11 protein-coding genes are annotated in these 21,141 nt (G+C 37.4%); 5 read left to right on the top strand and 6 right to left on the bottom strand.

All coding sequences use genetic code 11. The annotated features are described in order from the left end of the window. Window positions 1-276: 276 nt before the first annotated feature. From PN471_RS04890 to PN471_RS04865, 6 genes are all read right to left on the bottom strand, one after another. A complete protein-coding gene (locus PN471_RS04890; RefSeq protein WP_271775890.1) occupies window positions 277-1,536 on the bottom strand; it encodes a glycosyltransferase in 1,260 nt (419 codons plus the stop codon). Window positions 1,537-1,628: 92 nt separating this feature from the next. Continuing rightward, complete coding sequence (locus PN471_RS04885; protein ID WP_271775889.1) at window positions 1,629-2,096, bottom strand: DUF2141 domain-containing protein; 468 nt, start codon at window positions 2,094-2,096, stop codon at window positions 1,629-1,631. A gap of 101 nt (window positions 2,097-2,197) precedes the next feature. After that, window positions 2,198-3,160: a glycosyltransferase family 2 protein gene (locus PN471_RS04880; RefSeq protein WP_271775888.1), complete on the bottom strand. Its 963-nt coding sequence runs from the start codon at window positions 3,158-3,160 to the stop codon at window positions 2,198-2,200. Between the two features lie 24 nt (window positions 3,161-3,184). Continuing rightward, window positions 3,185-4,189: an NAD-dependent epimerase/dehydratase family protein gene (locus PN471_RS04875; protein ID WP_271775887.1), complete on the bottom strand. Its 1,005-nt coding sequence runs from the start codon at window positions 4,187-4,189 to the stop codon at window positions 3,185-3,187. Between the two features lie 195 nt (window positions 4,190-4,384). Continuing rightward, window positions 4,385-5,563, bottom strand: coding sequence for an ABC transporter permease DevC (devC, locus tag PN471_RS04870; protein WP_271775886.1), 1,179 nt, complete (start codon window positions 5,561-5,563; stop codon window positions 4,385-4,387). 67 nt (window positions 5,564-5,630) lie between these two features. After that, complete coding sequence (locus PN471_RS04865) at window positions 5,631-6,842, bottom strand: ABC exporter membrane fusion protein (RefSeq protein ID WP_271775885.1); 1,212 nt, start codon at window positions 6,840-6,842, stop codon at window positions 5,631-5,633. 696 nt (window positions 6,843-7,538) lie between these two features. On the opposite strand from PN471_RS04865, the gene PN471_RS04860 reads away from it, so the two are divergent. From PN471_RS04860 to PN471_RS04840, 5 genes are all read left to right on the top strand, one after another. Beyond that, window positions 7,539-7,754: a hypothetical protein gene (locus tag PN471_RS04860; protein WP_271775884.1), complete on the top strand. Its 216-nt coding sequence runs from the start codon at window positions 7,539-7,541 to the stop codon at window positions 7,752-7,754. 805 nt (window positions 7,755-8,559) lie between these two features. Continuing rightward, window positions 8,560-13,905 (top strand): type I polyketide synthase, encoded by a 5,346-nt coding sequence (locus PN471_RS04855; protein ID WP_271775883.1) that lies wholly within the window; start codon window positions 8,560-8,562, stop codon window positions 13,903-13,905. A 285-nt stretch (window positions 13,906-14,190) separates the two neighbouring features. Further along, a complete protein-coding gene (locus PN471_RS04850) occupies window positions 14,191-15,921 on the top strand; it encodes an SDR family NAD(P)-dependent oxidoreductase (protein ID WP_271775882.1) in 1,731 nt (576 codons plus the stop codon). Window positions 15,922-16,214: 293 nt separating this feature from the next. Then, on the top strand, window positions 16,215-17,567 hold the full coding sequence (locus PN471_RS04845) for a beta-ketoacyl [acyl carrier protein] synthase domain-containing protein (RefSeq protein ID WP_271775881.1): 1,353 nt from the start codon (window positions 16,215-16,217) through the stop codon (window positions 17,565-17,567). Between the two features lie 4 nt (window positions 17,568-17,571). After that, complete coding sequence (locus PN471_RS04840; protein WP_271775880.1) at window positions 17,572-20,886, top strand: type I polyketide synthase; 3,315 nt, start codon at window positions 17,572-17,574, stop codon at window positions 20,884-20,886. The last annotated feature ends 255 nt before the right edge of the window (window positions 20,887-21,141 follow it).

The following is a 21,141-nucleotide window of genomic DNA, read 5'->3' as shown; positions in this document are numbered from 1 at the left end:
CTGATCCGCTGGTTTATAATAATTGTTGAATTGGGAATTTTAGATGTTGAAGTGAAATAGAAAATCTAAAATTTCCCTATTCTCTTAAATAAATATGTTGGGTTTTCTTAACCAAACCTACACAGGACTTACGGAAATGGCACATTAGTAAGGTCTGTCAGATATCAACAATCTGTTTATTTACAGAATTTATGCAGTCTGGCGCATCCTACAACTTAAATAAATATGTTGGGTTTTCTCAACCCAACCTACATTTAGTTAACCGAGCAATATTACTTAAAGAGATGCTTTGGGATCAATTGGTTGATCTAGCCATTGGTAAGGACGATATTCAATTAACCGAATATTTTCACGCCCTTTAACCCGATAAGTAAGTCCACGCCAAGTAATTGTTGATACCCACAAAGAAGATAATATTGTTAACCCATAAACCCATTGTGTTAGGGGAATAACTATCAACATTTTCAGGATGATTAAAGGCGATAATTTGGGTATTTTTTCACCTTGATTGTGCAGGACTTTATGTATGCCAAATTCCATTAATAGCATTAGTAATACTAAGCCAATGGTGTAGGAAATATAGGCGGAAAATAACAAGGTAGCTGCGTCCCATTTAGCCTCAATCAATAGCTGAGAAGTAACGATGATGACTAAATTGGGGACGATGATACTAGAATATGCTTCACCGATTATGGCTAACCACCGGGGATGATAAAGTTTAGAACTAATTATTAACCTTTTTAATGGTTCTAGTAAGTTACGTAGACTACTTTCTTCCCGATTTAGCATCAATAAAGAAGGAATAAATTTGATTTGTAACTTTTCTTGCTTGATAAGTTTATGGAGGAGCATATCATCTGTTAATACTTCTCCCCACTTATCTAAAAGGTTGATGCGGTTTAATACTTCTGTTTTGATTGCTAATGTTCCACCCCAGGGAATTTGAAAGAGAAACATTTGCACTACTGTGGAAACATTACCGGAGTAACGAACTAATGAACCCCAATAATTACCTGTAGGAATATACCAACGATTTCCGGTGGTGAGTCCAACTTTATCATCAAGGAGGGGGGTAACTAATTCCCGTAACCAATTAGGATGAGCTACGGTATCAGCATCTATAAAAGCTATAATTGGATAGGCATTATCCAAATCAGCAACAGCTTGAACTAAAGAACTGCATTTAAGGCTACAATTGTGACGGACTGCTCTTAATGTGCTAATTTCGATATTGGTTGCACCCAGTTGATTGATGGTTTCGGTGGCAATTTTCAAAGCTGGATCTTCTTTACTATCAATGATCAGCTTTAAATCGTATTCTGGGTAATTTTGTTGTAAGAGCGATCGCAAACAATTAGGTAAAAAAGGATCAGCACCCCGTAAACAGAGGATTACTGCCGTTTTTGGTAATTGTTCATCTGGCAATGACTTGGGTTTGTGTGAACGTAAATACCATAAAAATACTAACGTTAAACAAGTTTGAATTACCAGCCAACCGAACAAAGACTTAGATAGAAATATCATAAAATCTGGCATTATTTCTATAGTCTTAGAAAGGAGTCAGAAAGAAGAAAGAAGAAAGGAGTCAGTAGGGGCGGGGTTTCCCCGCCCAATATTCAAATTCTCAATTAGGGATCAAGAGAATACTTGAGAAAGATGTTAATGGTGGTATTCTTGTCAACCTTGAAACTGGAATTATTGAACTTTGGTGAGCCAGTGCTGATAGACACAGGAGGATTTTTAGAAATTCCAAAACCTTCTTTAGGGATGCCAAAAAAGTCTTTATTGAGTTTGCGATCGCCATTTTGATCATCAACTACAGCTACAGCATAAGTTCCCGGTTTTAATCCAGAAAATACCCGCTTTATAGAACTACCTGTAATTTTAGTGCAACCACTTTTAACTTCACTTTTAGCATGATCGGGAAATCCTTTTTCAGAGTTATAAACTCTCATACAAATTTCCCCAGTTTTGTTAGTAATACCATTAACAACCACAGTTAAAGATGCTGTTGATTCACCATGGGCTATATCTGTGAAGCTAACAGTTAGTAAAGTAGCAAGCAAGAAATTACTAACTTGCAATATTTTCAACATAGATCAATATTTCACCCGTAATAAGTTTGGAGTAATTTAATAGCAGCTTTTTACTACTAAAATTAATTTGTTCTTCGATTAATTGCTAATATTGCTATAGTTTAGGTTTGATAACCAAACTTACGCAAAAACAACATTTTGGCAGCCATTAACAAATCTTTCACTAATAGCCATTCTGTACCTGATAGCTTTTTAGCGATGCTGATATGGCACAAAACTTGCTCATACCAACTAAGTTTACTATGATGAATAGAAACCCAGTATTCCTGTAAAATTCGCCAATGAGGTAACAGAATTTTTCCCTTATTCGTTGAATCAAACCAGACTGCATAATCATAAAAATTAGGCAACATATTCAATGAATACTGGGGATTATTTTGATTAAATGACAAGTAATCAGGAAAAAACATACTCAGGGATTGTTGCGGATGGATTCTCGCAAAGAATAGATATTCGGGAATTTCATAAAATTTTCCCAGCATCCCCAGCCTTAATAATAAAATTCCATCCGCATTTCCATAACCACCCATAGGAGGTATTTGTCTTAATGCACTACTGCGAATAACTCCATAAATTTGATAACACAAATGTTTAGTTAGTAATTCATGAAATCTTTGATGAGCTTTTAGGGAACTAGTATTGAGTTTAATGTCATAATTTTGGATAAATTCTCCCTGCTCATCAATAAAATATGTGTGGGAGTGACATAAAATGTATGTTGGATCTTTTTCCAATACATCCATACATTTCTCAATAAAATCGGGGGCGTGCAAATCATCATAAGCAGCCCATTTAAAATACTCACTGTGAGATAATTCAAAAACACGATTGAAGTTACAAGCACAACCAATATTAGTTTGATTACGATAGTAACGAATCCGTTGATCTTGGGCTGCATAAGTCCTACAAATAGCCTCAGTATTATCTGTAGATGCGTTATCGGAGATAATTAACTCAAAATCGGAAAATGTCTGAACTAAAAGCGAATCTAGGCATTTTCTGAGAAATTTCTCCCCATTATATACAGGTAATCCAATGTTTAACTTTGGTTGAGAGTTATTCATACACAAATTCCTGAAATCTAGCCGTTATTTCATCAGTTTTTGAAGGTCTGTTTTTTGCAACCATTCATGAGTGCGGCGCATTCCTTCCGCTAAATCAACCTTAGCTTGGTAATTTAAAATACTTTCTGCCTTAGCAATAGAATAGGCATGGGGACGACTCATGAAATCAACTGATTCTGGGAGAATATCCGCCTTTTTCCGAAATAGTTTTTGCCCCTGAAGACGCACTTTTAGAAATAATTTCATTTCCTCTTTAGGTAAAGACATTGGCGCTGGTAAATTTTCCAATGAGGCTAAATGAATAAAATACTCCTTCCAAGAAGTTTCTTTACCATCGGTAATATTAAAAACCTCTCCATAAGCCGATTTTTCTATTGCTAAAAAGATGGCATCAATTAAGTTATCTACATATAGATGATTCATTACACCCTTGCCTTCATTGGCATAGGCAAATAATTTTTGTCTCATCATCTGAATTGGACGGACAATCCAAGGTAGACTTCCTGGACCATAAACATCACCAGCCCGAATCACAATCACTCCAAATTCTGGAGCATTATTGAGTTTTAGAACTTCGATTTCCGCTTCAATTTTTGTTTGACAATAAGCATTATTTTCCCCAGACAATACACCTGATTCTGTGACTTTATCTGAGTAATCAAATCCATATACTAAGGCAGTCGAAAGATGCACAAATGTCTTCACACCAGCTTGTTTAGCAGCCTTAGCAATACTTATAGTACCACTGACATTTATTTCTCGAAAATGCTTAATATCCCCGGCTTCTTCGGCAAATTGAGCGTTATGTAAAACTATATCTACTTCCTGGCAAGCTTTCGAGCAAACTGCTGGGTCAGTGATATTACCAACAAAAATTTCTACACCTAATTTTTGGACTGTTTGATCTTTAACTGGAGAACTTTGAATACCTTTAACTTTCATGCCTTGCGCTACAGCTAATTCCGCTGCACGTAAGCCAATAAATTCATCAATTCCAGTAATTAGCAGAGTTTTGTTTTGTAAGTTCATGGGGATGTAGATAAGTGTTCGGTAATGAAGAAGTTATACAATCTAAGTTGAAAAATTGAGATCAAATACAACTAAGAACTGTTGTATTTGCAAAAGCATTTTACCGTTGTAAATAACATTAAACTTCTATCTTTGGTTAGTGTTAATTTGGCAAATATTTAGCAGAAGTTGATTAATTTGAGATGCAACCAATTCCTAGAAACTATCAGCTGGATCAGCAGAACGGAGTTTATTAATAGCTAACGCTCCAGAGGTAATGCAAATTAAGACTGTAGATACTAGAACAAGTAAGGCATTATTACTTGTCATCATGATGGGTAATTTAGTTGCCCTCATAGCAAAATCATATAAACCAATAGAAACAATAAAACCAGGAATGTAACCCAATAATGCCAAGATTATTGCTTGTTGAAAAACCACGTTCAATAAATATCCATTAGCATAACCAATAGCTTTTAAAGTGGCATAGGCAATAAATTGAGTAGCAATATTGCTATACAGAATTTGGTAAACAATTACCACTCCCACAACAGAAGCCATAATTAGCATCAAGTTCAGGATGAAACCAATGGGGGTTCTCACTGACCAATATTCTCTTTCAAAAGCAACAAATTCTTGACGAGTGAAGATATTTACATCATTTGGTAGATTGGCTTTTAAATTTGCTAAAACCTGTTTTATATCAGCACCATCTTTAAGTTTAATCACCCCCATATCTATTTTTTCAACTGGACGGCTATTAGGATTTATCCTTAAGAAAGTTGAGTCGCTAACAATTAAATTACCATCAACACCAAAGGAAGGTCCCAAACTAAATAAGCCACCAACTCTCACCCGATAACCTTTGACAGCATCAAAGGGAAAGATTTCAATTGGCTCTTTAATATTTCCTTGATTGAATAATTCTGCTATTGGTCCAAATTCTGCGCGGGCATCTCTATCAAATAGCATGACATCAGGAATTTTGAGTTTATCTAAATTTTGTTGAACTTCTGGAATATCTAGCACGGATTTTCCAGGGTCAAAACCAATAACATAAATTGAATATTTCTCTCCGCTAACAGGATTTTTTAATTTTGCAAATTGCAAATAAATCGAACTAACGGAATCCACGCCATCAAAACCTAAAGTTTGGTATAATCGAGTGCGAGAAAAACTTTGAATTGCTGTCAAAGATTTATATTGAGAACTAACTAAAAATAAATCACCGTGCAATCGTTGATGTAGTGCTGTGGCGCTAGAATATAGTGCATCTTGGAAACCAAGCTGAATGAACATTAACAGGACAATGAAGCCAATTCCGGCTACAGCTATCACAAAACGAAGTTTCTGTTGGACAAGCTGTAGCCAACCTAAAGGAATTTTGATATTCATATTATTTGTTAGTTGTTAGTTGTTAGTTGTCAGTTTTAGAAAATAACCAATGACCAATAACCAATGACTAAATCTGGATAGCAACATCAACTTGTAAATTAGTTAAGCGAGATATTTTTTGACTATCGGTGGGATTATCAATAGATATTTTGACTTCAATTACTCTCCGGTCTGCGTCAGAATTGGGATTAATACTAAAGATGCCTTGTTTATCAACTTGCCAACCAACTTCTCTCACAGTTCCTTGTAATTTGCCAGGAAATGTAGTGCTGGTAATGATAGCTTTTTGCCCAACTCGAACATTTTGAATATCGGTTTGATATACTTCTGCTAAAACCTGCATTTTTGATGTATTACCAATTTCAGCAAAACCAGAAGTACCAATTACTTCGCCATTTTTGGTGTGAATTCTTAAAATTGTGCCGTCTATAGTAGAAGTAATATAAGTTAAATCATGGTCAGCTTTTGCTTGTTTAATTGCAGTTTCTGCACTTTTAACTTCACTTTTTGCTAACTCTACATCTACAGTCCTGACTTCTTTGATACTATTAAGTTTGAATCTTCCTTCTTTAAGTTGATCTTGTAATGTGTCCTGGGTACGTTTGAAAGTAGCTTCGGCTTCTTTTAACTGCTGTTGTGTAGTTTTGAGAACTAACTTTTTACTGTCAGCAACAGACGCAGAAACAGCACCAGCTTTTGATAGTTGTTGATATCTGTTGCTCTCTTTTTGTGCATTTTCGACTTCAGCCCGAATGCGGTTTATTGTTGCTGCTTGAGCCGCAATGTCCCCTTTTAATTGGGAATTTAATCTGGTAATTGTGGCTTTTTGAGCATTGATATCTCCAGTTTTTGCGCCAGCTTGTACCTGTGCAAGTTTGGTTCTGGCAATTAATAATTTATCAAATGCTTGTTGGATAGCTGCTTGAGAACGAGCATAGTTTTCTAGATAAGCTAATACTTGTCCTTTTTTTACATTATCCCCTTCTTTGACCAATAGTTTTTCTACGCGAACACCATTGATAGAATTAGGAGCAGATAAATACGTGATTTCATCTTGTGGTTGTAATCTTCCTAAAGCAGTTACGGCAACTTTAACAGGAGTAGATTGAGATTTAATAACGGAATTAACAGCCGGAGTTTGAGTTTGAGAATTGATCTTTAATTGATGGAAAATGTATAAAGATACTAAACCTGTAGAGAAAATTAGAGAAGTTGCCAGAATTATTCTCCATTTTAATGCAGTCAGGTTGAATAGTTGGGGTTCTTTATTTACTGCCATATTTTTATTCCAACGGTATTATTTCGGAAAAATACTTGTCATGTTTATAGACTTATTCTCTGTTATTTTTAGAGAAAAGATATGTCTAATTATTTATGTATGAATTGTTGTCAGCATTTTAGCTGTTATAAATACCTAAATTAGCGGTTTTTTACTTCCAATTATCTATAGCTTATGCCACGCCATGCTATTAATTTTAGGTTGATTTGCCATTTAATTAAGTAGCCTAAAATACGATATCTTTAAGGAGAAACAAAAATCTGCACCGCCCAAGTTGTGATGATGCTAATAACTTAGGTAAATCAATAAACTTACCTATAATTATCCCAAATAACTTGGATATTGTCAACTAAACTCGGTTGTTTGAATTAATAAAATCCTTGACTATATACTATATTTAATTACTCATAAATTAATTTAAAAATCTGTACTTTTTTTAGCAAATTATCGTAAATAGATGTCAATTGTCCATATTTCATCACAATTGATATGTTTACAGGTTAATGATCAACATCCCATAAATTAATGTTTGGTTTATAAATAACCAATTATCTAGAAAAGGTAAGTTATCTTATAAATTCATCAAAAACAAAGACTTGATTATGATAGTTTCCTCAAAGAAGACCCAATTATGTTCAAATGTTTCCTGTGTATATTTGTTGATTAGTTGCTTGTAAGACAATTTAACTACAACTCTTGAATAGTCAAGCTAAGATTGATATTAAATCCGTAATTACTTGGGATATGCTATGGATAGATATAGTTCTAGATTATACTTGCCTAGTTATGTTTTATGGACAATGGGGTAATCTGACAAATATTTTTTCCCAAAAATTAGCAAAAATGAACTATTCCGCTTTCATAAATTATGCTAGTCTTTCTATTAATTCAACATTCAACATTTATAGATAAAAAATAAATTGTTGATTTGATTTCAATTCACAGAAGAAATACTAAAATCCATGCAGTTTTTTACAGTAGGATTGCCTAAAGAAACAAAACCTATCCCTGAATAAACCGGTGTTTTGGATCTCACTAAGTTAGCAACTACTAAATAATTGAAAACTGTTTGAGTATTTTTTCACTATTTACAAAATTCTCCACAGAGTGTTTATTATTTTTGTAACGATTTTGGCAACTTTGATGAGTCTAATCATCTAAAATAGGTTATCCTGGACTTTCACAACTGGCAATTTCTATAGCAATCCTAAATGAAATGTGAACATCTCTTATTTTCCTACCTCTGTGTCCTCTGTGTCTGGAGTGGTTCGTTAAAAAAACTAGTTCATAACTCAAATAGGATTACTATATATCAACATACACAACATTGTTATCCAATAGGTAAAACATTCAATGATTAAGAGATAAAACCACTTCCAGTTTAAGTATGTCCTTTTGCCAGTTATTAACACAATGTAATTGACACTTTTTATAGCGGTAATCACGCTTGGTGCAATATAATCGAGGGCGCAAGCCCCGCGCCCCTACAAACTTTACAATTTGCTGACTGGATTTCATTATTCACAAGTTGAGTATTTTCTAGTATTTATTCACGAATACAAGATTCTAAAATTGTGGAAAAATATCCAAAAAATACTCAAAATTTTGTTAAGTCAAGCATTTAAACTTACCTGCGGCACGCACAAATGCAGATTGGATAACTATCTGTCAATAGTCTGCTGCACAATTCACGGTACTCAAAATTAGTCTATGTCCTATGTCTTGCCCCCCTCAAAAGATAGACACCATAAAAAGTTCTTTGACGGAATTAGAAGCCCAAATTAATAGTTTTGAACAGGCTGTGCTGAAGTTTATAGAGGAAGGAAAAATGAATTCAGAAAACTTAGAAAACTCAATAAATTCTATGTCAAATAAGGAAATTAATAGAAAACTGCACACAACTCCTATAGCTATTATTGGCATGAGTTCCTTAATGCCTCAGTCGAGAACATTAAGAGATTACTGGCAAAATATTGTTAATAAAATTGACTGTATTACGGATGTTCCTTCTAGCCATTGGAGTGTAGAAGATTACTATGATCCTAATCCGAGAACAGCAGAAGATAAAACTTATTGTAAACGTGGTGGGTTTATTCCTGAAGTTGATTTTAACCCGATGGAATTTGGCATACCTCCCAGCATTTTAGAAGTTACAGATGTTTCACAACTATTAAGTTTGGTAGTTGCTAAAGAAACAATGGAAGATGCTGGCTATGGTGACTCCCGTGAATTTAGCCGCGAAAATATTGGTGTAATTCTGGGTGTGGCTATGGGCAAACAATTGGGAATGCCATTAGCTGCCAGATTAGAATATCCCATTTGGGAAAAAGTGCTAAAAAGCAGTGGTTTGTCTGACGAAGATACTAAAAAAATTGTTGATAAAATCAAATCTGCCTATGTGAAATGGGATGAAAATGCTTTCCCTGGAATGTTAGCAAATGTGGTTGCTGGCAGAATTGCTAACCGTCTCAACTTTGGTGGGACAAACTGTGTAGTTGATGCTGCCTGTGCTAGTTCCTTTGGGGCATTAAAAATGGCCATTAGTGAATTAGTTGAACATCGTAGCAATATGATGTTAACTGGTGGGGTAGACACCGATAACACAATCATGGCTTACATTTCCTTCAGCAAAACTCCTGCGGTTACTCCTAGCGATAATGTCAAACCATTTGATGCTAAATCCGATGGGATGATGTTAGGTGAAGGGATTGGGATGATTCTCCTCAAACGCTTAGAAGATGCCCAAAAAGATGGGGATAAAGTCTATGCGGTAATCAAGGGAATTGGTACTTCTAGTGATGGGCGTTATAAGAGTATTTATGCCCCTCGAAAAGAAGGACAAGTTAAGGCTTTAGAACGGGCTTATGATGATGCTGGTTTTTCTCCGGCTACTGTGGGTTTAATGGAGGCACATGGTACAGGAACAATGGCTGGAGATCCGACAGAATTTAGTTCTTTGCAGGATTTCTTTGGCAAATATGACAGCCAAAAACAACATATTGCTTTGGGAAGTGTGAAGTCCCAAATTGGACATACAAAAGCCGCTGCGGGTACTGCTAGTTTAATTAAAACTGCCCTAGCATTGCATCATAAAATATTGCCAGCAACTATCAATATTACTGAACCAAATCCCAAATTAGATATTGAAAATTCTTCCTTTTATCTAAATACTCAAACTAGACCTTGGATAAAGGCAGAAGGTGAAACTCCTCGACGGGCGGGGGTGAGTGCCTTTGGTTTTGGTGGCACAAATTACCACGTTGTTTTGGAAGAATACGAACCGGAACAACAAAGTTCCTATCGTTTACATGGTGATCCGGGTGAGGTGCTGTTGTTTGGTGCTACTCACGGGGAATTAATTAGCAAGTTAGAAGTGACTTTAAATAATTTGCAAGCTGATGATGGGGAAAGATTCTATTCCCAATTAGTTCTAGATTGTCAATCTCTAACTATTCCTAAAACTGCGGTCAGAATTGGATTTGTATCCGATAATTTACAAGAGGCTTGTAAGTTGCTGGAAGTTGGAATTGGTTTATTAAAAAGTAAGGCTGATGCAATTTCTTGGGAACATCCTCAAGGTATTTATTACCGTTCTGCTGGCATGGATTTGGGTGGAAAGGTTGTCGCTTTATTCTCTGGACAAGGTTCTCAATACTTGGAAATGGGACGAGAAGCGGTGATGAATTTCCCTAGCTTACGACAGTTATATGGGAAGATGGATCATCTGTTTAAGCAGGGTAATTTGCAACCGGTTTCTGAAGTGGTTTTCCCTCGTTCTAGCTTTGATGAAGTTGAGAAAAAAGCCCAAGTTGCAACTTTGCAAAGAACGGAATATGCCCAACCGGCAATTGGGGTGTTTAGTGCTGGTTTGTATGGAATTTTGCAACAGGCTGGTTTTAAGGCAGATTTCGCCGCCGGTCATAGTTTTGGAGAATTAACGGCTTTATGGGCGGCTGGAGTGTTGAGTGAGGCTGATTATTTGTTCCTGGTGAAGGCTAGAGGACAGGCTATGGCTGCACCCAAAGACCCAGATCATGATGCTGGTAGTATGTTGGCGGTGAAAGAAGATATCAGCAAAATTGAACCGCTGTTGAAACAGTTTCCGAAAGTAAGTATTGCTAACTTTAATTCTCCTACCCAAATTGTTTTAGCCGGTCCAAAGCTGGAAATTGAGAAAATCCAAGCTGCTTGCCAAAAATTAGGATACAGTGCAGTTTTATTGCCTGTGTCTGCGGCTTTTCATACTCCGTTGATTGCTTTCGCACAAAAATCCTTTGCGATCGCCACTAAATCGGTAACTTTCCAAAGTCCGCAAATTCCGGTTTTTAGTAATGTCACTGGTAAACATTATCCGCAAAATGCAGCGGCGATTCAAAAGAATTTAGAAAGCCATTTGGCTAGTTCAGTACTGTTTAAACAGGAGATTGAAAATATCTATGCCGCTGGTGGTTATTGCTTCGTAGAATTTGGACCCAAACGGGTGTTGAGTAACTTGGTAAAAGATATTTTAGGCGATCGCCCCCATCTTACCATATCTCTCAATCCCAGTGCCTCCAAAAACAGCGATCGCTCCCTCCGAGAAGCCGCCGTCCAATTGCGCGTCATTGGCATGAATTTGGGCAATCTTGACCCCTACAAACTTCCTGCCGTACTTCCCCCCGTTTCTACCAAAAAGACCCTCAGCGTCAAATTAACTGGCATCAACTACATTTCCGACAAAACCAAAAACGCCTTCAAAGAAGCCTTACAGGACGGACACAAAATTTCAGGAGTTCAGGAACGTAGGGGCGCGGTCTCCGCGCCCAATTTGGAAGAAATTCAGGAATTCAAGAGTTTAGAAATACAAACTCCTGTAATTGCCAAAATTCCCTCAACCAACGGACATAACGGCAACGGTAACGGTAACGGACATAAAAAACAACCCCTCATTGAAACCCAGTTCCAGCTACAGCATCAGATGACTACCACTGCAACCATTCAAAAACAATCCAATCCACAACTGTTCGCACCCCAATCCAGCGAGAAGATGCAAACACCTGATAAACTGATAAATTGCCAACAAATTCTCACCAGCTTAGAACAACTTCTGAGCCAGTTCCAGCACAACCAAAGCGAGAATTTAGAAGTTCACAGCACATATCTCAACCATCAAATAGAATACGCCAAAACCTTCTTTCAATTAATGCAGCAGCAAAACACCTTATTTGCTAATGCTAAATCATCCACTGAAGCCGCTCAAATTAAGCAAGTAATTATGGAAAGCTTAGAGCGGAGTATGATTCAGTTTCATTCCCAACAAGGTGAAACCCTCCGTATTCATGAACAATATCTGCGGGAACAGATAGAATATACCAAACACTTTTTCCAACTCATTCAAGAAGAATATTCTCAACTTATTTCTGACACCCAAGCAGCCCCCTCTGTAGGGGCGGGGTCTCCCCGCCCTACCCCCACCGTTAATATTATCCCCCCCCAACCAGTACCAGTAATTGAGCCGAAAATTCAATTAGAAGCACCTATTCCCACAGTAATTAAAGTTGCAGAACCTGTAATTGCAGCGCCAGTCATTGAACCTGAACCAATTATTATTCCCCAGTCCCCAGTTGCATTTGTCCCAGAACCCGCACCTGTAAGCAGCAACTTAAATCTGGATGATTTAGCTAACAACCTATTAAGCATCACCAGCGAGAAAACTGGTTATCCTATCGAAATGCTAGAACTCGATATGGACATGGAAGCGGACTTAGGAATTGACTCCATTAAACGAGTAGAAATTTTGGGAGGATTGCAAGAATTATATCCCAACTTACCTAAACCCAACCTGGAAGAACTGGCAGAAAAACGTACCATTGGTCAAGTTGTCGAATATCTGCAAGGACAGGGAACAGGTGACAGGTTACAGGTGACAGGTGACAGTTTAGAGGGAACAGGTGACAGGTTACAGGTGACAGGTGACAGTAACGAATATGCAGATTTAGGACAAACCCTGTTAAACATCACCAGTGAAAAAACAGGTTATCCGGTGGAAATGCTGGAACTAGACATGGACATGGAAGCCGACTTAGGGATAGATTCCATCAAACGGGTAGAAATACTGGGAGCCATGCAGGAAGCGTATCCTGACTTACCCAAACCCAATATAGAAGAATTAGGCGACCTACGGACAATCGGACAAATCGTTAACTACCTCCAATCACTGGTGGGGGGTGAAAAAAAAAAGCCGCACATTGATGTTAACTCGATAGTTGACCTCATCCCACCCACCGTAGGGGCGGGGTCTCCCCGCCCAGGCTCTCCTGAAGTGGTTGATTTAACCCCACCACCTATCGTAGATCCTAATCTTCCCCGTCGTCCTGCTCAACTTAAAACCTTACCCAGACCAGATTTTTTAGAAGCGCAGCTACCCGAAGGACACATTGGTTTAATTACAGATGATGGTTCTTTAACTACCACTAAACTCGCCCATGCACTGATAGAACAAGGTTGGAAAGTAGTAGTTTTGAGTTTCCCCCAATCATTAGTTCCCGAACAATTGCCATTACCTGTAGGTGTTACCCGCGTCACCTTGGCAAATATGAGTGAACAACATCTGCAATTATTATTGCAAAGTGTGACGACTAAACACGGACCGATTGGGGCATTTATTCACCTCCACCCTCAATTTACACCGGAAAAACCTGGACATATTTCCTATCCCGAAGCAGAAAAGGGGATTCTTAAACAAGTGTTTTTAATGGCAAAACATCTGAAAGCAAGTTTGAATAATGCCGCATCTTTACCAGGAAGAACCAGTTTTTGTACAGTTGCCCATCTTGACGGTGAATTTGGCTTAGGACATCAAACTAATTTTAGTGCGATCGCTGCCGGTTTGTTTGGTTTAACAAAAAGTTTGCGCTGGGAATGGCCACAAGTCTTCTTCCGAGCAATTGACCTCAATCCCACTTTAGATCCTCACGAATCTGCCCAATATATCGTTGCTGAATTGCATGATTCTAATCGCTACATTGGGGAAGTTGGTTATGGTAATAAAGGAAGAGTAACCCTAGTTGCTAAAGCTGAATAATTTATATAGTGGGTATTAATTACCCACTATACCAATCCTAAATAAAATGTGAACATCTCTTATTTTCTTACCTCTGTGTCCTCTGTGCCTCTGTGGTTCGTTAAAAACCTAGTTCATAACTCAAATAGGATTGCTATATTTCAACAATTATTCTCTTCTTTTTCGAAGAATATGGATTAAATGAACCACGAAGGGATGAAGAACACCAAGGAAGAAAAGAAGAAGAGAGGGATGATTTTTCGATTTAGATTCTGTTTGATATTTTGATTTTTTACGTGAGGATTTATGACTGCAACAGTTCAAGTTAGTCCATCTTCTGTCTTTGTTGTCAGTGGTGGGGCAAAGGGAATCACTGCTCAATGTACGATTAAATTAGCTCAACATCAACCTTGTAAATTTATTCTTTTAGGTCGTTCTGAAATTACCGCAGAACCGGAATATGTTAGTGATTGTTTTGAAGATTCGGCTTTGAAAAAGCGCATTATGGAAAATTTGATTTCTCAAGGTGAGAAACCAACACCCATGATGGTACAAAAGATATTTAATCAAATTAATTCTAGTCGAGAAATTAAAAAAACCTTAGCAGCTATTGAAGCGACAGGAGGAACGGCTGAATATATTAGTGTTGATGTCACTGATACTGTGAATTTGCAAGCGAAACTCCAGGAAATTTCTCAAAAAGTTGGTCAAATTACCGGGATTATTCACGGTGCTGGTAACTTAGCCGATAAGTTAATTGAAAAAAAGACAGAAGATGATTTTGAGAAAGTTTACACAGCCAAAGTTCAGGGTTTAGAAAATCTCCTCAATTGTGTTAATCCCCAGCAATTACAACATTTAGTATTGTTTTCTTCCGTGACTGGATTTTATGGTAATATCGGTCAAAGTGATTATGCGATCGCTAACGAAATTCTCAGTAAATCAGCCCATTTGATGAAACAATATAACCCCAATTGTCATGTAGTCGCAATTAACTGGGGTGGTTGGGATAGTGGCATGGTGACACCACAATTAAAAAAAGCATTTGCCGAAAGAGGAATTGATATTATTCCCGTAGAAATTGGCACACAAATGTTAGTTAATGAACTGCATCCAGCCTATCAAAATTATCCACAAGTTGTCATTGGTAGTCCTATGAAACTACCACCTGCTCCTTTAGGTTCAGAACTCCGGAGCTATCGCATTCGCAGACGAATGACATTAGCAGAAAACCCTTTTTTACACGATCATACAATTGCCGGTTCACCAGTATTACCAGCCACCTGTGCTAAATCATGGATGGTAAATGGCTGTGAAGAACTTTATCCAGGGTACACATATTTTAGTTGCCAAGACTTCAAAGTTTTAAAAGGCATCACCTTTAATTCTACCTTAGCTGAAGAACATATTTTAGAACTAAAAGAAATTGCCAAAGTTGATGGTGATTTTGTCGAATTTCAGACCAAAATATTGAGCAAAACCCCCGAAGGTAGAACTCATTATCACTTTAGTTCTTTGATAAGACTCGTAAAGAATATGCCAGAAGCACCCATTTATGAAGCAATGGATCTCAGAGAAGATAATATCGTTACTGATACGGACAAAGACTTCTATCAAAATGGTGATTTATCCTTATTTCATGGACCTGCATTCCAGAAAATTACCAAAGTTTTAAATATTAGCCCAAAAAAACTCACAGCCGAATGTTGTTGGCAGGAAATCACAGCCAAAGAACAAGGACAATTCCCCGTAAAATGGCACAATCCTTATATCATTGATTTGAGTACCCAAACATTATGGTTATGGTTAAATTACATCCATAAAGAAGTTTGTTTACCAGGACAATTAACATACTGTGAACAGTATGCAGCAGTACCATTTAACGTCCCCTTTTATGTTTCCTGTGAAATCATAGCCAAAACCGACACAGGTGCAACAGTCAACTTCATTATTCACAATCGTGAAGGAAAAATCTACTCCAAAATCTTAGGAGCAAAAGCCGTAATTTGGCCAATGAAAATGTTAAATAAAAAGTAAGAATCTAAATCCAGTAGGTTGAGTAGAACGAAGTGTTCGCGTAGCGTGCCGAAGGCATAACCCAACATTTCTAAACCTTTTTTGGGTTTCCTTCCGTCAACCCAACCTACAATTTACTTTCTTTCTTCTTTCTTCTTCCTTCGTGTTCTTCGCTCCTTCGTGGTTAATTTCTCTTAATTATCTTCCTGCGTCCATAAATCCGTAAACATTGGGGAATCGCGTAAATCCTAAATAACATAGGGAAAAGAGTAAATAATATCTCCTTCCCTCACCCCCCAATGAGGATTTCAAAAGTGGAAAAAATAGCAATCATCGGGTTATCTTGCCTATTTCCCGATGCGAATAATCCTGAAGAATTTTGGCAGAATCTCACAGCAGAAAAAGATTCTACATCATCTATAAGTGTAGCGGATTTGGGAATAGATCCCGCTATATTTTACGATCCAAATAAAGGTAAACCGGAAAAATTCTACTTTCAAAGAGGTGGATTTATCCGCGACTTTAAATTTGATGCTAACGAGTATAACTTACCTGCGGCATTTATTGAAAGCTTAGATAATACCTTCAAATGGTCATTATATGCTGCTAAACAAGCCATTATTCAAAGTGGCTATTGGGAAAATCAAACTGCACTGGCAAAATGTGGCGTAATTTTAGGAACTTTAGGATTACCAACTAAAGCTTCTAATAGTCTATTTGCTCCTATTTATCAGCAAAATATTCAACCTGCAATTGGTGAATTATTACAGGAAAAACACTTTCATTTAGGAGGTTTATCAACCTCTACAAAAGTTTCTCCATACAATGCTATGGTTTCCGGTTTACCCGCTGCCATAGTTTCCAAAGCATTTTCTCTATCTGCAACCAATTTCTGTATAGATGCTGCTTGTTCCTCATCATTTTATGCCATTAAATTAGCATCTCATTATCTGCAATCTGGTAAAGCCGATTTGATGTTAGCTGGTGCTATTAGTTGTTCAGATCCATTATTTATTAGAATGTTATTTTCTGGTATTCAAGGATATCCAGATAATGGCATTAGTCGTCCTCTTGATAAATCATCACGCGGGTTAATTACCTCCGAAGGAATTGGCATGGTAATGCTCAAAAGATATAGTGATGCTGTTAGAGATGGTGACAAGATTCTGGCAACAATTTGTGGTAATGGACTATCTAATGATGGTAAAGGAAAACATCTTCTCAGTCCTAATCCTCAAGGGCAAACTCTGGCATATCAACGAGCTTATTCTGAAGCTAAACTTAACCCCCAAACTATTGATTATTTAGAGTGCCATGCCACCGGTACTCCATTGGGAGATACCACCGAATGCAACTCAATTGAAGAATTTTTTAGTCCATATAAAGCAGCATCATTAGTAGGTTCAACAAAAACAAATGTTGGTCATTTACTTGTTGCTGCCGGCATGGTAGGCATAACCAAGACAATTTTAAGTATGTCTCATGGCGCTATTCCTCCAACTATTAATGTGACTCAACCTATAGGTTCAGAAAACAATGTTATCTCTCCAAAAAACATTGTTAGAACGCCTACGAAATGGCCGAGTCAAGGAACTAAAAGAGTAGCTTTAAGTGCGTTTGGTTTTGGTGGAACAAACTCTCATATCATTCTAGAACAGGGGAAGTAAGCAAATGAATATTCAGCAAAATAAGACCGCCAAAATGGCAATTGTGGGCATGGATGCCTTTTTTGGAGAATGTCGAGAATTAGATGCCTTTGAGAGCAGCATTTACGACGGAAAACAACATTTTATTCCTTTACCAGAATCAAGATGGCATGGTATTAATGAACAAGAAACTTTACTGCGAGAGTATGGTTTAGAAGCTGGAAAAGTCCCCCAGGGAGCGTATATTGATAATTTTGAAGTTGATACTTTAGCGTACAAAATCCCTCCTAATGAAGTTGAAAAAATCAACTCACAACAACTTTTATTATTAAGGGTTGCTGACCATGCCCTCAAAGATGCGGGAATTTCACCTAATAGCAACGTAGCGGTAATTATTGCCGCAGATACAGAATTATCTGTACACCAACTCCAGCAAAGATGGAATTCATCTTGGCAACTTAAAGATGGTTTAAATGAGGCAGAAATTGCCTTATCACCAGAAAAAATTAATCAATTAGAAGGCATAGTTCAAGACAGTATTCACAATCAAGTCGAACTGAGTGAATATCTCAGCCACGTTACCAATATTATGGCTAGTCGAATTTCCTCTTTATGGAATTTATCTGGACCATCTTTTACCATTAGTGCTGTCGAAACAGCCGCTTTCAAAGCCTTAGAATTAGCGCAAATGCTGCTAGATACTCATGAAGTAGAAGCTGTAGTTGTGGGTGCTGTTGACTTAGCAGGAGGTGTAGAAAACGTTTTATTGCGAAGTCAATTTGGCAAAATTAATACAGGAGTCAATACTTTAAGTTTTGACGAAAAAGCCAATGGTTGGAATGTGGGAGAAGGTGCAGGTGCAGTAGTTCTTAAACGTCATGATACGGCGTTAGCAAACAATGAACGTATCTATGCAGTAATTAATGGTGTTAGCATTGGTCAATCTGCCTCAATGGCTGTAGATAGCCATACCATTACCAAAGTCTGTCAACAAGCTTTTCAACAAGCCGGCATTGAACCCACAAAAGTCAATTATTTGGAAGTCTGCGCTAGTGGTATTCCCGCAGAAGACGAAGCTGAAATTAACGGTATCCTCCAAGCTTATCCTGCCGTTGGCAATGGGTTACACTGCGCTATAGGTAGCGTTAAATCCAATATTGGTCATACCTTCGTTGCGTCTGGAATTGCCAGTTTAATTAAAACTGCACTGAGTATTTATCACAGATATATTCCTGGAACACCCAATTGGTCTGGTGTCAAAACACCGCAAGTATGGGAAGGTAGTCCTTTCTATGTTGCTACTGAGTCTAGACCTTGGTTTTTGCAAAAAGAAGTCAAATCTCGAATTTCTGCAATTAATAGTATTGGTTGTGACGGTTCTTTTGCCCATATTATTTTATCAGAAGAAACCCAGCAACCAGAACGCACCAGCAAATATTTAGAATCCAGACCTTTGTATTTATTACCCATTGTCGCAGATGATCAATCTAGCTTATTAACAGCATTAGATAATTTGCAAGCAACAATTGAAAATACTGATTCTCTCAAAAATATTGCGAGTCAAACCTTTGTTAAATTTCAACAGCATTCTCGAAGTAAATACACCTTATCTCTAACTGGACGCAATCAAAAAGAATTAATCAAAGAAATTAATTCTGCGAAAAAAGGTGTAACTAATGCCTTTGCAAATGGTAAAGATTGGCAAACCCCCATAGGTAGTTATTTTACACCAAAACCCCTGGGTAAAGATGGAGAAATTGCCTTTGTTTATCCCGCCGCTGTTAATACTTATCTGGGTATTGGTCGGAGTCTTTTCCGTTTATTTCCTAAAGTCTTAGATGATGCCATTATCAAAAGTCTTTATGAACGGGCTGCGGATGTGGAAAAATTGGTATTTCCGAGAAGTTTGAGTAAATTGTCAACTCGACAATTAGAAACTCTAGAAAAGAAATTGTTGGATGATTCCTGGGCAATGTTTGAAGCAGAAGTGCTTTTTACCAGATTAATCTCCACCATTATCACCGAGGATTTTAACATTAAACCTAAATATATCTTCGGATATAGCTTAGGTGAAACTAGCATGATGGTTGCTCAAGGAGTATGGAGCAATTTTTATGAAGTCAGTCACACATTTAACTCATCAGCTTTATTTGGAGATAGATTATCAGGTCCTAAAAATGCTGTCCGTGAGTATTGGGGATTACCAAAAACTGACATATTTCCAGAAAATAAGTTATGGGCTAACTACGTTCTTATGGCTACTCCAGACCAAGTTAGAGAATGTTTAAAAAATGAAACTCACGTTTATTTGACACAGATTAATACAGCAGAAGAAGTATTAATTGCCGGAGAACCAGCCGCGTGTGAACGAGTAATTACAACCCTGGGTTGTAATTCCTTTCCTGCTCCTTTTGATCATGTAATTCATTGTCAAGCAATGCAATCAGAATCTCAAGAGTTGGAAAAATTATACACTATACCAGCGCGAAAAATACCGGGAATTAAGTTTTATTCTGCGGCTGAATATCAATCAATTGAACTTGACAGCCAAGAAATTGCTCACAAGATTGCCAAAGGATTATGTCAACAACTCGACTTTCCCCGCTTAGTTAATCGCGTCTATAGTGACGGTGCAAAAATCTTTATTGAAGCCGGTGCTGGTGGTATTTGTTCGCGCTGGATAGATAAAAATCTAGCTAATCAAGAACATCTTACCGTATCCCTAAACCGACGGGGTACAGATGATCATACCTCCCTAATTAAAGCATTAGCAAAACTATTGAGTCATCAAGTAAACTTGAATCTCGCTCCTTTATATAACTTATCCTTGGAAAACACTCAACAAAAAAAAGCTGCACTGAGGGAAGTTACATTAGGTGGTAATTCCATGACTTCTGCAATTTTAAATGCAGAAAATCGGAAAATTTTTGCTAATAACCACAAGCAAACAATTTTTACTCAGCCAGAGTATAAAATCACCAACTCCCTACAGACAACGGAAAAAATAGCACCCACAGAGATTTACTCCAAACCCCAACCCAAGCTACAGAAAAATACCATGAAAACGATCATGGAGAACGGTTTGGAATTGTCAAAGAAACTAAAATTCTTTGAGTCAACAAAAATCTTAAAGCCCAACATAAATCAAGAATCTGGTGAAAAAATTAGCATGAATGATTTAAAAAAAGCTCAGTATCAAAACTTGAGTAACAATACTGCTAAATTAACCAAAACCCACACAAACTTCTTAGCAGCTAGACAGGATTTCAGTCAGCAAATGAGCGAAATTATTCAATTGCAACTAGCTTGCGCTCAAAACTTACTCAAGGAAGAGAAATAATTCACTTAGTGTTAAGTGTAAAACTCTTTTTTAACTAACCACAGAGGCACAGAGGACACGGAGGGAAGAAAAAATGCTTAACTGAACTGTGTTCAGAAATAGCCTGAAAATCAGACTAAGAGGGTGTTTGAAAAGTCTAATTTATTACTTGCAAGGGCGACTAGAAGTCGCAGCTACACAGACGAAACCCACCTTCGTGGGTTCAAAAGCCTTGATTTTTCGTTAGTCCACGCAGGTGGACTTTGTTTGTGTAGT

It is taken from the genome of Aphanizomenon sp. CS-733/32 (assembly GCF_028330045.1).
GTDB lineage: Bacteria > Cyanobacteriota > Cyanobacteriia > Cyanobacteriales > Nostocaceae > Dolichospermum > Dolichospermum gracile.
Note: the sequence above shows the minus strand (reverse complement) of the source record. Positions and strands in the feature narration are given on the sequence as shown.